This window comes from Paenibacillus sp. CH40 (assembly GCF_024213605.1).
In the GTDB taxonomy this organism is placed as follows: domain Bacteria; phylum Bacillota; class Bacilli; order Paenibacillales; family Paenibacillaceae; genus Paenibacillus; species Paenibacillus polymyxa_B.
Genome location: NZ_JANAVQ010000001.1, coordinates 1372639 through 1387007 on the forward strand (window position 1 = coordinate 1372639; position 14369 = coordinate 1387007).

7 protein-coding genes and 1 pseudogene are annotated in these 14369 nt (G+C 47.2%); 3 read left to right on the plus strand and 5 right to left on the minus strand.

Annotation, left to right across the window (positions count from 1 at the left end; translation table 11 throughout):
• The first annotated feature begins 149 nt into the window (after positions 1-149).
• From NLX73_RS06080 to NLX73_RS06090, 3 genes and pseudogenes are all read left to right on the plus strand, one after another.
• Positions 150-1136, plus strand: coding sequence for an aldo/keto reductase (locus tag NLX73_RS06080; protein ID WP_254325624.1), 987 nt, complete (start codon positions 150-152; stop codon positions 1134-1136).
• Positions 1137-1302: 166 nt separating this feature from the next.
• A complete protein-coding gene (locus NLX73_RS06085; RefSeq protein ID WP_254325625.1) occupies positions 1303-1671 on the plus strand; it encodes a nuclear transport factor 2 family protein in 369 nt (122 codons plus the stop codon).
• A gap of 169 nt (positions 1672-1840) precedes the next feature.
• A pseudogene (locus NLX73_RS06090) lies at positions 1841-2232 on the plus strand (helix-turn-helix domain-containing protein); the annotation flags it as partial.
• On the opposite strand, the gene NLX73_RS06095 reads toward NLX73_RS06090, so the two are convergent.
• The 5 genes from NLX73_RS06095 to NLX73_RS06115 form a co-directional block, all read right to left on the minus strand.
• Positions 2227-2523, minus strand: coding sequence for an alcohol dehydrogenase catalytic domain-containing protein (locus NLX73_RS06095; protein WP_367997082.1), 297 nt, complete (start codon positions 2521-2523; stop codon positions 2227-2229). The pseudogene NLX73_RS06090 and the gene NLX73_RS06095 sit on opposite strands and share 6 nt — an antisense overlap.
• 35 nt (positions 2524-2558) lie before the next feature.
• The gene (locus NLX73_RS06100) at positions 2559-3317 is read right to left on the minus strand and encodes an aldo/keto reductase (RefSeq protein WP_254325626.1); all 759 of its coding nucleotides are present in this window, start codon (positions 3315-3317) and stop codon (positions 2559-2561) included.
• A gap of 27 nt (positions 3318-3344) precedes the next feature.
• The gene (locus NLX73_RS06105; protein ID WP_302055317.1) at positions 3345-3527 is read right to left on the minus strand and encodes an NAD(P)H-binding protein; all 183 of its coding nucleotides are present in this window, start codon (positions 3525-3527) and stop codon (positions 3345-3347) included.
• A gap of 214 nt (positions 3528-3741) precedes the next feature.
• Positions 3742-4992 (minus strand): MFS transporter, encoded by a 1251-nt coding sequence (locus NLX73_RS06110; protein ID WP_254325628.1) that lies wholly within the window; start codon positions 4990-4992, stop codon positions 3742-3744.
• Positions 4993-5004: 12 nt separating this feature from the next.
• On the minus strand, positions 5005-14364 hold the full coding sequence (locus NLX73_RS06115; protein WP_254325629.1) for a non-ribosomal peptide synthetase: 9360 nt from the start codon (positions 14362-14364) through the stop codon (positions 5005-5007).
• Positions 14365-14369: the final 5 nt, after the last annotated feature.

Sequence of the window (14369 nt, forward strand, 5' to 3'; positions counted from 1 at the left end):
AGTTCATTATAGCACCGATCGAGGGGGCCGTCTGTTCGGTTGGAGGATTCGGCAATAACTTGGTACAAACCGACTACCTAGTAGGGCGCCCATTGTCGCATAATAAAGGCGAAAATCAAATTTACCCGAAAAGAGAGGCGAAACCGAATATGAAAAGAAGAACATTAGGCAAAAGTGGCCTTGAAGTGTCAGCGCTCGGACTCGGCTGCATGGGCATGTCCGACTTTTATAGCGGAAGGGACGACGAGGAGTCCCTGCGCACGATCGACCGCGCATTGGAGTTGGGCATTAATCTGCTGGATACGGCGGATATGTATGGCGTCGGCAAAAATGAAGAATTGGTCGGCAAAGCGCTCAAGGGACGACGCGACAAGGTAGTAGTGGCGACCAAGTTTGGCAACGTGCGCAGCGAGGACGGTAAGTTCCTAGGTATCAACGGCCGTCCAGAATATGTCAAGGCCGCCTGCGAAGCAAGCCTGCGTCGTCTCGGCATCGACTATATTGATCTGTACTATCTACACAGAGTTGATGAGAAAACGCCGATCGAAGAGACGGTCGGCGCAATGGCCGAGTTGGTACGCGAAGGCAAGGTGCAATACCTTGGCATGTCAGAGGCGGCTCCAGCTACCATTCGCCGTGCAGCAGGCGTGCATCCGATCGCCGCGGTGCAGACGGAGTATTCGCTGTGGAGCCGCGATGTCGAGGACGGCATCTTGGCTGTATGTCGGGAGCTCGGCATCGGCTTCGTGCCGTACAGCCCGCTCGGTCGCGGATTTCTGACCGGACAGATTCGCAAGTTCGAGGACCTGGCGGAGGATGATTACCGCCGATTCTCCCCCCGCTTCCAAGGGGAAAACTTCCAGCGCAATCTGGATCTCGTCGAGCGGGTCTCCGAGGTGGCCGCCGATAAGGGCTGTGAGCCGTCACAGCTGGCACTTGCCTGGTTGCTGGCGCAGGGAGACGATATCGTGCCAATCCCTGGTACAAAGCGAATCAAGTACTTGGAGGAGAACGTAGGCTCGCTTGCAGTCGAGTTGACAGCAGCAGACTTGGCGCGCATCGACGAAGTGGCTCCGCGAGGAGCAGCCTTTGGCTTGCGTTATCCCGAAGGTTCGATGAGTGACCTCAACCTGTAAGGCTTGTTCTCACGATCTAATCAAATACGTTAAAGGCAGCCGATCTTTGCGGGAGGCCACTGAAAAAAAAGTTTTTCGGAAGATCGTCGATTCTTATTATGTGAAGTCAAATAAAAAACGAAAGCCGACCAGATAAACTGGTTGCGTAGCGCTGGAGGACTGAAAAATGAGTACAATGAATGAGCTAATGCAAAAACACTTCAAAATCTGGAGTGAAACAGATCACGAAAGAAGAAGAATCGCAATCGATGAGATTTACTCAGAAAACTGCCATGTGTATGACCCTTCCTATGCAAATGTATTCGTTGGTCGCGATGCACTTATGACTTTGATAGATGAAGTACAAGGTAAGTTTCCGGGGTTTGTTTTCACTATTATTCCTGGGTCTTTAGATGAACACCATGGCCATGTAAGGATTAGTTGGTATTACGGATCGACGGACAAGCCCCAAACTTTCACCGGGCAGGAATTTATGATTGTTGAAAATGGTTCGATTCATTCTATAACTGTTTTTTTTGACGCACCTGCAGAATAAAGTTTTTTAATTTTAGGCAATGTTAATTCTCAATATTGATTTTCAGCCAAAAATATAACCGCCCGTAATGAACTGCACCCCAATTGTTAGACATAACTAACAGCTGGAGGTGCAGTTTTTTTAATGGCCAAATTGACAGCACAACAAAAAATACTTGCTGTAAAAAGGCGAACATGAGACGTCTATCCGCGAAACGACTGCTATATTCAACCTTCCAACACACTCCATGCTTTTAAGTTGGAAGAACCAACTCGAAGTGGATGGAATAGACGCTCTAAAACCCAAAAAGAAGGGGCGTCCATCAATGAAAAAAGAAAAGAAGCCAGGTCCAGTTGAAGGCTCTGTCGAAGCGTTACAAGCAGAGGTAGAACGTCTGCGAATGGAGAATGCCTTAGTTCAAAGCAAGGAAAAATCACGAAACAAGACAAAGCGCAAGTAGTATTTGAACTAAGGCTGGACTTCCCCGTTACTACACTGCTTCAACTGGCTCAGATCCCACGCAGCACGTACTATTACTGGATAAGCACGCTGGGAAGGCCAGATAAAAATGCAGATTTAAAAGCTCGTGGGACATGTGTTATCTCCCACAGCAAACGGAACAATAACCAAATCGCCTTTCTTAAATCCTGCAACTTCTGAACCTATCTCTTCAATTCGTCCGATCACTTCATGACCCATGGCTTCGCCTTCGCCATGCTCGTGTGCATGCATGTTGTGATAAGGATGCAGGTCGCTTCCACATATGCAGGCTACAACCACTTTCAAGATGGCATCTGTAGGTTTCAGCATTTTTGGAACAGGAATTTCTTCAACCCGAACATCACCAACTGCGTACATGATATTTGCTTTCATTAATGCATATCTCCTAACTATATCGAAATAATGTTTTAGTTATTTAGCTCGGCTGCCCAGATATTCACCAACAATTGTGAACTCAGATAATGCATTGTTAATTTGGCTTCTACAGAAAGAATCACCTCTGCAGAACGTGTATTTTCAATTAGACGTTCCGGTTTTCGGGTACCTGGAATTGGCACGATGTAAGGCTTTTGAGCCAACACCCAAGCAAGAGAGATTTGAGCCGCGGTAGCTTCTCTTTCTGCTGCAAAACGGTTAATCAAATCAATAAGGGCTTGGTTGGCATCCATATTTTCCGGTTTGAATTGAGGTAAGAAACTTCTATAGTCCAGTCCTTTTTCCTCACTACTTTCAAACTGAGAGTTTTTATCATATTGTCCAGACAAGTAACCATTAGCAAGCGGGCTGAAAGCCACAAATCCAATTTCCAGTTCTTCCACTGTTGGGAATGTCTCCACTTCTTTCTGCCGGCTTATCATTGAATATCTGCTTTGAATGGCTGTTACCGGGCATACAGCATGAGCTCGTCTAATTTCATCAGCATCCGCCAGTGTGTTAATTTTACCTTCCTTTATGAGCTCCCCCATTACGCCTGCAACTTCTTCTACAGGAATCTTTTTATCCACTCGTTGCTGATAATACAAATCAATATGATCGGTATTCAAACGTTTAAGGGAACCTTCTACCGCCTTTCGGATCGTCTCTGGTCTGCTGTCCGTGAGCAATGCTCCACTCTGTCCATGTTCAAAGCTAACGCCGAATTTGGTAGCAATGATTGCATTTTCCAAACTCGCCAGGAACTTCGCCATAGATCCCTAAATATTGATAAAAATTGCTCTTTTCACTTGCATTTCATCCATAGCCGCGATGATGTTTTGCGTTTTCCGAACGATATCAGAACCTCCCAAATTTGCATAAACCACATCTTGTCCTACCATGGCTTCCTTCAATTTGGCCAAGTCGTTGACATCACCTTCAATTACTACTTCCCGCTTCAGTTAAGCAAACGCCTGACCCCGTATACTCTTCCACACTTAACAGATTCGATATGTTATCCACTCCTTTGGTGTCCAAATGTAACGATAGTTTTACCTTTGAAACATAAACGGCACTCCAACATCAGCACCAAAATGGTCAACCTTATCATGGCGAGGCCAGACAGATTAAAAATGCCAGGTTCTATGATGAGAACCTGGCACTGACATGCATGGCTTATGAATTGTGGGAAGGGGCAACTCTTCCAATCTCTCCAGAAGGAATCTGATACTGGCGGATATCCTTAAACAGAAACATAATCAATCCGCATAGTACAGTAATCAGTCCACTGAAAAAAAGAACCTCACTCAGAGAAAACCGTAAAGCTAGCGCTCCTCCAATCAAGGCCCCTAATGGCAGAGCCGCATTCGACAAGGTGTTTAAAAAGGCTGTAACACGGCCCAGTATAGGCAGCGGTGTAATAATTTGAATCAACGACGTTTGGAGCACATTGATGATGCCGGTAAAAATACCTAATAACAGAGCTGCCAGCAGCTTCATCCACATCTCGGGCACAAGGGAAAAGACATAGATTGCCAGTCCCATGGCTACCCAGGAAACCGCGATGGTAATGCCGTTCTTTTTCAATACACTGACCAGAAAGGAACCGATGAAAATACCGATAAAGTAGGCTACATACAGCAGACTGTAATAGATCGGCGAGCCATAGGATACAGCGATGGAAGGTAAAGCGATGATCAAAATCGCCATCGAAAAGTTTGTCAGCGCAAAGAACGGAAGCATAATTCTCAGGAAGGTGTGCCGTTTTACAAAAAGATACCCTTCTTTCAATTGTTTCAGATAGTACCCGAGCTTTAGTGAACTCCTGCCCGTGTCTTCCACCGGAGGAGCATCGATTTGCTTGCTGAGCCTGACATATACAAAGCCTGCCAGAAACAGCATTGCACCGGCTAGAAAAAACGTATTTTTCATCCCCATTGCGATGATGAGCGAGGCTCCAGCTAGATATCCGGCAATGTTAATAACCTGATCCGTCGATGAAATCATGGAATTCGCCCGGACAATCGAATCCGGCGAGTCTACCAGTTGCGGCAGCATTTTACTGTTGGCCGGATAAAACAGGGTGGAGAAGCAGGATGCAATGAATACAATAACAAGAATAGCGACCAGATTGACCATCCTATCCTGAATGAGAAACGGGACGGCCAAAATTAACACAGCCTGCGTAAACAAGGAGATGCTGGCTAACAAAGGCGGTGAATAACGGTCCACCAAAGGCCCCACGAGAAAGCTGAAAATCGACGCCGCAGATACGGCCGTATACGTGAAGCTGGTTATCGCCACCGACTGTGTCGATTGCTGAACAAAATACAGCAGGACAATAGAATAAATGCTGTCCGCGATATTGGCAGAAGTACGAGATGCGAAGAAACGGATAAAACGGCTATCCTTAAATAATAGATTCACATCTTCATCTCCTTACTGCAAAATGGTCAAAGCATTCAAAAGCCTGTCACTAGCAGTCTGGAAGATTTGATGGATATCCTGCCGGTTTTCTTCATATGGAATGATAAGTGAAATTTTCAGAATATCCCCTACATGCTCTGACTCAAAGAAAATAACCTTGTTAACATTGGCCTGTGTGCCTTCGGTATGCAGATTGTCGAGCAATTCTGCATCCTCTCGTCCCTCACCCAAATAGTTGAATACGATAGGCAGCTGTTCAAGTCCCTTTTTCAAAAAGCTACTGGATACCGGGTAAGCTTCCTCCATTTCCGCATTGAAGATCAGATTGAAAAAGTTCAAATGATAGCGTGAAGCAAAGTCCAGATGGGTATGGATGCTCTTTTCATTGGGTTCCATGTCATCTTCCTGCAGTACAACGGGGATATGATCAATACACTCGCCTACGATTCCAAAATAATTCCGGTCGCCATATTGTCTTCCATAATTAGTGAGCCAAAGCGGAACATCAGGGCCTTCGAAATAGCTGCTGAAAAAACGTACAGCCATTTGAAGCGAAATCTCCCACATTATCGCAGGGCCGTGCTGCTCTGAAATTCCGCTTAAATTCAGCGTCCAGCGATATCTGGTAGTGTCCGCATAGTTGCGTTTTTCGGTCAGCGCATGAATACGTTGATTATTCTCACCAAACCTCTGAAGTTCGAATTGCTCGCTGATTTCATGATCTCTGATTCCTTGAGGGCCTTGACGGATATGGTTCACATAATCCCGGTATTGCACCTCTTCTGTCGAATATTCCTGCTGCGGGTGATGATATTCATCAAGAAGCTGTCTGCGTAAGATGTCGCTGCTCGTAGCATCAAAGATGATGTGCGAGCAAGGAAACAACAACAGATGTTCACGCAAATTTAAGCGAACCAGGACAATCCGGTAATGCAACGATTGTGTAAGTTCATAAGGTTCTAAAAACAGGCTGGAAGCGATAGATAAAAGCAGCCTGCGTTGTGCTTGTACCGGCTGATCCGAGAGATCAACAATCGGTAAAGAAAGATGCTCTGGAGCTGGATGCACCTCCCATTCCCATGCTCCGGACGTTTGTACAAGCACACTTCTTAGCAATTCATGGCGTTGAAGAAGCCGCTGAACTGTTGCGGTCAAACGCTCGGTGTCCAAGTAGCTATCCAACTGTATAGCCATGCCCGAGCCTGTAAAATGCTGCAAATGATACTGCTGAGCTGGTGCAAGCGGATAGCACCCAATAGCATTTAGACTTAATATATTGGTATTCAAGCTTATAATTGACTCGGTAATGCTAGCAAGCCATTCATCGGCCTGTTGTTTAAGTAAGTTTTCTTGTTCTTCGTTAGTTGGTATAGTCCCAAGAATTCTATCTGGTTCGTTGGTTCCCCAGCGGACGATATAATGGGGATGAAGGTCTGGATGGATACGAGATTGGATAAACGCTGTGATTGCCTGAACCTGTTCTGTGTGAAAAGGCTTAACTTGCAGGAACAAATAGTCTTGCTTATCGGCAGATATGAATTGAAGCCATGCCTGTACACCAAACGCATCGGCTATTGCCTGCTCAACCTCCTGAGTTTTCCCAATAAGCGTATCCGCGTTCTCTCCGCCCTCTTTACCACGTTGTAAAAGTTCGGCCAGATTTCTGATCGTTTGATATTGCAGCAATTGATGTATATCCAGTGGAATGTTCGATTCCTGCATTTTGGATACCAGCTGAATGGCCTTCAAAGAATGACCTCCAAGCTCGAAAAAGCCGTCGTCAATGCCGACCTTTTCAACGCCAAGCACTGCTTGCCACAGATTGGCCAATTGTTGTTGCACTTCATTAGTCGGAGCAACATATTCCATATCGGTACCGCTGACCATTTCTGGCTCAGGCAATGCTTGGCGGTCGATTTTACCGTTCGTTGTCAGAGGAAACGCCGGTAGGAACACATAATGGTCAGGAATCATATAACCCGGCAACTGGCCAGTCAAATGGGTCTTCATATCACGCTTAGATAGCGGTACATCGGTTGCGATATAAGCACAGAGCGTTTTTTGGCCATCCTTCGTGCTTTTTATCGCTACGTGCGCCTCCTGAACCGCATCATGTCTCATGAGCAGGTTTTCAATTTCTCCAGGTTCAATACGGTATCCGCGGATTTTAATCTGCTGGTCTATGCGTCCGAGATACTCCAGATTGCCATCCGGTAGCCATCTGCCCAAATCGCCTGTCCGGTACATTCTTTCGCCCGGCATAAAGGGATTAGGGACAAAATTTTGCTGGGTCAGATCATCCCGGTTCAGGTACCCACGCGCCAGACCATCCCCGCCAACACATATTTCTCCTTGAGCACCAATGGGCAGTAGCCTGCTTGAAGAATCCATAATATAAACGGTTGAATTGGCAATCGGACGGCCAATGGGAATGCTGTTATATTCCTTATCAATCGGGAAATAAGTAGAAAAGGTAGTATTTTCGGTGGGTCCATAAACGTTGATAACGTTCAGTCCCGGAGAATGTGATCTCACTGTATTAATGATCCCGGGTAAAAGCACATCCCCGCCCACCAGCAGGTGCTTTAGCGAAGCAAAGAGATTGGGTTTATGCTGGGTGAGCTGATTAAACAAAGGCGATGTCATCCACATCGTTGTAATATGATATCGATCCAGCGCTTCACCAAGCTGAACAGCATCCAAGATTACAGATTCCGGAACAATGTATAAGCGCAATCCGTTCAGCAAAGCTCCCCAAATTTCAAAGGTACAGGCATCGAACACGAGCGCCCCTGTCAGCAAAATGCGTTCGTTCTCGGCAAACGGCATGTAATTGGTGTTCTTCACCAGCCGTATGACATTCCGGTGTTCAATCATGACACCCTTGGGACGCCCGGTCGAGCCGGATGTATACATGACATAGGCCAGATCGTCTGCCGTTGTCGATTCGAAAAAAATGAAGTCGTCGGAATCGTAGGAGCTGATGTCGGCCAGATCCAGAACCATACCGGAAAAATCGAAAGTGTTCATCTGTTTTCCCTTGTCGGATAGGGTTAGCAGAATTTCGCTACCGCTATCCTGAAGCATAAACATAATCCGTTCCTGTGGATAAGAAGGCTCCAGTGGCAAGTAGGCTCCACCTGCCTTCAAAATACCAAGAATACCGATAATCATTTCTGGTGAACGTTCAGTCAAAATGCCTACGATGGTTTCCGGCATAACGCCCAGTTTCCGCAGTTTCGAGGCCAGTTGATTAGCTTTTATATTTAATTCGCGGTAGGTTAGCTCACGATCTTTGAATATCACGGCTACTGCTTCCGGCGTTTTCTCTACTTGTTCTTCAAAGGCGCGATGTATAGTGTGATCCGATGGATACGGTCTTCGTGTATCGTTAAATTCAAACAAAATCTGCTGTTTTTCCTCTGCCGTCAAAAGATCAATCTTCGAAACCCGGATATTTGGGTTCTGAATCACTTGCTCCATCATTTGGATGAGGTGAGCAGCCAATTGTTTGATCGCATTTTTGTTATACGTCAACGCGTTATAGCTAAATTTGATTTCCAGCTCTCGCCCAGGCATGACGATTACATTTAAATCATAGTTGGTCTGTTCAATATCCTCTACTTCACCAACACGGAGGAACTTAGGATTTTTCTCCAAGCCCGCAAGCTCTTCCGAAACAGGAAAGTTTTCAAAGGCGACAATATGCTGGATCAGGTTTTGTTTTAGTACACTATGGGCTTGAATATCAGCCAGGGAAAAATAGGAATACCGATTGGACTCCATCAAGGAATCCTGTATAGACGTAAGCAAGTCAGAAAACCGAAGTTCTGCGGAGCTTTTAATACGAACGGGTATGGTATTAATGAATAATCCGATCATATTTTCAATACCAGGGATTTCATCAGGTCTGCCCGACACAACGGAACCGAAAATGACATCGTTACTATTGTTGTACGCTTGTAATAACAAGCCCCATACGGTTTGAAATAAAGTGCTGACGGTAACACGGTTTTGCTTGGCCATTTGCTCCATACCTTGGGTCAGCTGCTCTCCCCATGTGCTTATGAGCTGCTCTGCCTGAAACGAAGAATCAACGGATCGGGTATTGCTGGGCACGACGGTTTCATTTTCAAAATCAGCCACATAATTTTTCCAGTACGCTGCTGCTTCCTCTTTATTTTGTCTTTCCAACCACTGAATAAAGCTGCTGAATGGATAGACAGGCTCTAATGTTAAAGGGGTATCTTCCCGAAGTGATGTGTAAATTTCAAAGAAATCTTTGGCAACTGTCCGCAGGCACCAGCCGTCCATAATTATATGATGAGAAATCCAGATGAGCTTCGAGGTATCCTCATCCCAATGCACAAGCGCTAACCGGATGAGAACTTCTTTCTCCAGGTCAAAACCTCTCTGCCGCTTTTCCTGTAAAATGGCTTGTAGCCGTCTCTGCTTTTCCGCCTCCGTTAGACTGCGCACATCTTCGGTATGCACAGGAGCAGCTGGTCGTTCCTCCAGTACAACCTGAAGCGGACGATCCGTCTCCTTATATATGAATACCGTACGGAAAATGTCATAGCGGTCAATCAGCTTTTGTAAGCTTCGGCTGATTAGATCGATATCCATAGCTTCATGAATGGTAATAATCGTTTGTTCGAAATAAGCCTCTGACTTTTCATCAGCTATGGCATGAAATAGCATGCCCTCCTGCATCGGGGAAAGCGGATAGAGGTCTTTAATTTTCACTTGGTGGTTTAACAGCTTATTTGACAAGCGATTTGCAATATTTTCAAACTGGTCCAGAGACAATTGCCCATATGTAAAATCCGTCGGGCTTTGTTCTGCTGTTTCCTTAGCACAGCAATGGCGAATAAGTTCGACCAGATGATTCTTAAAGCTGGCTGTAAGTTGCGCTACCGTCGATGCTTCATATTCACGCACGTTATATTCGAATACAACACGGAGTCTTTCATTAGCCACCACACCATGAATACCAAAGCCGGGTGTTTTTTCAGTCAGAGGGCTGATTGCAGTACCGGCAAACATGGATAGTGCCGAGGTACGCCATGTTGTACCTTCTCTGGCTTCTTCGTCAAAGCTAAAGCTGATCTCAGGTGGCTTAGCAGAAAAAAGGGTTGCTTTATCCTGTTGCTCCCTGTTGGTCAAATAGCGTAAAATGCCATAGCCGGCACCCTGGTTAGGTACACGCCGCAAATTGTCCTTAACCAGCTTGATTTGATAGGCCAGATCTTCGGGCCTGCTCACATTTACCACAAACGGATACACGTACGTAAACCAGCCAACTGTACGGGATACTTCAATGTCTTTAATCCATTCCGTCCTGTTATGACTAGCCACCTGGACTGCAATTTCAGCATGTCCGCTCCATTCATAAAAAGCTAATCCTAGCGCCGTCAGTAAAATATCATTCATTTCTGTATTGTAGGCGTGGTGCGCGTGCTTCAACAGGTTTTCAGTTTCTTCCCGGCTGAGTGTCACTTCTGATTGGCGTGCGTCACGGATGAGGCTAACCGAAACCTCATGATCTTTTGGCAGAGGACGTATCTCTCGGGCTTCTACCTCATTCCAATAGTTTATTTCCTGACGCGCCTGCGCGCTTTGCGCGTACTTGGACAAACGTGCAGCCCATTCCTTATAAGAATCAGTCTTGGCAGGCAGTTGTAGCTTTTGACCGTTAGCAGCCTGCTGATAGGCTGTTTCCAGGTCTTCCAACAGAATTTTCCACGATACAGTGTCTACGACAAGATGATGAATGACGATTAATAAATGGTCGGCTTCCTGCAGCCGGAATAAAGCCAAACGCACAAGCGGGCCGTTGCGCAAATCAAAGCCGCGTTGTAACGTGTCAGCCAATTGTAAGATTTCTGCCTCAGGCTGATCAGCATGTAATAAGTTGTAGCTTTCCAATGAGAAGCATTCACCTTCGGCTGTGCCTCTGCTATAGGCGACAGGTTCTTTTTCTCGCTCATCAAAGATAATTCGCAAGGCATCATGGTGCGTGGTCAGCTTATCCATGGCGCTTCTCAGCCAGGTTTCATTCCATCTTTCGGTGTTCTGGAGCATGACAGCCTGATTGTAATGATGACGTTCGGTTTGATGATACTCAAAAAATTCCCACTGGATTGGCGTCAGCTCCACTGCACCTTGGACTGCACCTTGCGGGACGACCCGTGTTATTGTCTTAATATAAGGAACGATCAAATCAATCTGCGGATGACGGAACAAATCCTTCATGTCCATTTTGAGGCCCTTCGCATTCAACCGGGCCGCAATTTGCAGTGCCTTGATCGAATCTCCGCCAAGCTCGAAAAAGTTGTTGCGCAGCCCAATCGGTTTAACGCCAAGGACTTCCTGCCATATGGAAGCGAGTGTCTGCTCCAGTTCGCTCCGCGGCGCTTCATACTCGGTATCGGTTAACACAAAATCTTCGGGTTCCGGAAGCGCACGGCGATCAATTTTGCCGTTATGGGTCAAAGGCAGTTGATCCAGCACGATAATATGTGCGGGCACCATATAGCTCGGCAACTGCTTGGCCAGCTCTGTCCGCAGGAAGGATTTGTTGGCTGCGCCTGCTACGTAGGCGCACAAATACTTTTGTCCGCCCTTATCCGTTCTATCCGTGACCACCGCTTGGCGTACCTCATCCAATTGGAGTAAGGCCGACTCAATTTCCCCAGGTTCGATCCGGTAGCCACGAATTTTCACCTGAAAGTCAACCCGGCCGATGAAATCAATGTTGCCATCCGGCAGCCAGCGTGCCAGATCTCCGGTGCGATACAGACGCTCTCCGTTCACAAAAGGATTCGGTACAAATTTCTCCGCCGTTAAGTCAGGACGGTGCAAATATCCGCGGGCTACTGAGGCACCGCCCAAGCACAGCTCCCCGGCTACGCCGATCGGGAGCGGACGCAAAGCCTCATCCAGGATATATACTTTATGATTGGGCAGTGCCTTTCCAATCGGGACGATACCGGATGAAGGCAGACGTTCAGCAGTTTCTTCATAAAAGCTGGAATCAATTGCCGCTTCGGTTACACCATAGGTATTCATGATGCGCATCGTATCACCGAAGCGATTCAAAAGTGTCCGATAGTTATCAACGCCAAAGCTGTCCGCGCCTGTAGTAAGCAGCTTCATGGCACTGACATCTGTACCGTGTTCATATACATAGTCCATAAGCAGCGTCAACAAGGCTGGCGGAGCTTCAAACGTCGTAATTTCATGCTGCTCGAGGACCTGGGCCAATGCTGGAGGATCGTTGCGAACATCCTGCGGGCAGATGACCATGGTGCCCCCGTTCACAAATGTCTTTGCCAGATCACCTGCAAAGACATCGAACGACATACTGGCAATCTGAAGGAGCTTGACTGGAAACTCTTTTAACTGGTGAGCTTCTCTATAGCCCCACGCCGTATTTACGTAATGGCGATGCTCGATCATCACGCCTTTGGCGTTGCCCGTCGTTCCCGATGTGTAAATGACGTAAGCCAAAGCCTCAGGATCATGGATAGGTGTGTAAGTGGGCCCCTGTTGGTAGGCCTGCTCCGCTTGTAAAACTTGTTGAAGTAATACTGGCAAATCCAGCACTTCACCTGCAAAATCCACATCTGCCAGCAGTTCAGTCAGGGAAGATTGCGTGAGCATAATCGTAGCCCTGCTATCCTGCAGCATGTAAGTAATTCTCTCCTTCGGGTAGGTCGGATCGACAGGTACGTAGGCAGCTCCCGCTTTCATAATGCCTAGCACAGCGATAATCATATCTGCTGAACGCTCAAGCATCACGGCGACGAGATGCTCGCGTTCGACCCCGCGGCTTTGTAGCGCTTGAGCAAGCAGATTGGCCTTCTCATTCAGCTCACGATAGGTCAGTGCGGTATCTTCGTAGATGACAGCGGTCTGTTCCGGGACACGTTCTGCCTGCGCCTCAAATATTCCATGGAACGTTCCAGCAGGATAGGCGGCAACCGGTCCGCTCCATACATTGGTAAGCTCCGCCTTCTCGCTAGCAGTCAGCAGACGAATGTCCTCCAGCGGGAGTTCAGGTGCATGTGCAATCTGAACGAGTACGTGCTCCAAATGTCCGGCTAACCGTGTCATGGCTTCATCGCTGTAGACATAGCTGTTGTAGGACAGCATAAAGCCCAGTGCTTTTCCGTCTTCTACTTCGATATTGAAGTGGTAAGGCGTTTCTTCAGACAGCTGGGCGTCCTCTACGACAAATCCAAGCCGTTCCCGCAAATCAGGCCGACCAACCATATCCTCCAGTGGGTAGTTTTCAAATACAACAAAATGATCCATAAGTTGCTGCTTGAGCGCTGACTGGGCCTGTATTTCAGCGAGTGAACAATAGTCATATGCCCGTGATTGAACCATGTTGCGCTGCACTTCACGAAGCAGACTTGAAAACGGCTGGTCTGCATCCCATTTGATTCGTACCGGTATGGTGTTTATGAAAAGTCCCACCATCTGTTCTACACCTGTAAGCTCCGGCGGCCGACCGGAAACAACGGTGCCGAAAACGACGTCTTCACTTTGGTTGTATCCTCCAAGCACCACTCCCCATGCAGCCAGAAACAGACTGCTAAGGGTTGTTCCGTTGTGTTCTGCCACCGTTCGCAAATGACGGGTTGTTTCATCCGTGAGTGTTATTTTATGCTCATGCAGCAGGTACCCGGTATCTGGCAGAAGTGAATGTGCTACAGGCAGGGTTGGCAGCACGGCTGGCTGATCATAGCCGTTCAGAATGGACTGCCAGTACTCCTTCGCCGCCTCCTTATCCTGCTTATCCAGCCAGCGGGCATAGCCCGTATAAGGCTGCGGTGTCGGCAGTTGTACAGTCTTACCCGCTTTCAGTGCTTCATAAGCCGCGAACAGCTCGTCCATAACGATGCCGAGGCACCAACCGTCCATAATTATATGATGAAAGCTTAAAAGTAGCGTATATACGTGCGTTTGGGTTTGGAGCACCGTCAGACGAATGAGTAAATCCTTGCTCAGATCGTAACGCTGGTTCCGATCTGTGTCTGCATAGCTGCGAATGGCTGCAGCTTGCTCTGCCTCGGGAATATTTATCAAATTCTCGTAACGAAGCACCGCATTTCGCTCCTTAAACACGATAAGCCGCGAACGGGAGGTGCTCTGATGATAAATATTCGAACGAAGCGCCTCATGGCGCTGCACCAGGGCCTGGAAGCTCTTTTGCAGAGCCTCCAGGTTCAGCTCACCCCGGATGGTCATTCGTACTTGCTCATAGTAAGCCTGTGATTCCGGCTCCATCACTGTATGAAAGAGCATCCCCTCCTGCAAAGGCGTTAAATTAGCCACTTTTTCGATTTCAAGGCTTTTACTCATCGGAT

Bases quoted from the DNA above. Each gene is read 5' to 3' on its own strand.
- NLX73_RS06080 (WP_254325624.1), top strand. From the start codon at position 150: ATGAAAAGAAGAACATTAGGCAAAAGTGGCCTTGAAGTGTCAGCGCTC.
- NLX73_RS06095 (WP_367997082.1), bottom strand. From the start codon at position 2,523: ATGAAAGCAAATATCATGTACGCAGTTGGTGATGTTCGGGTTGAAGAA.
- NLX73_RS06115 (WP_254325629.1), bottom strand. From the start codon at position 14,364: ATGAGTAAAAGCCTTGAAATCGAAAAAGTGGCTAATTTAACGCCTTTG.
- NLX73_RS06085 (WP_254325625.1), top strand. From the start codon at position 1,303: ATGAGTACAATGAATGAGCTAATGCAAAAACACTTCAAAATCTGGAGT.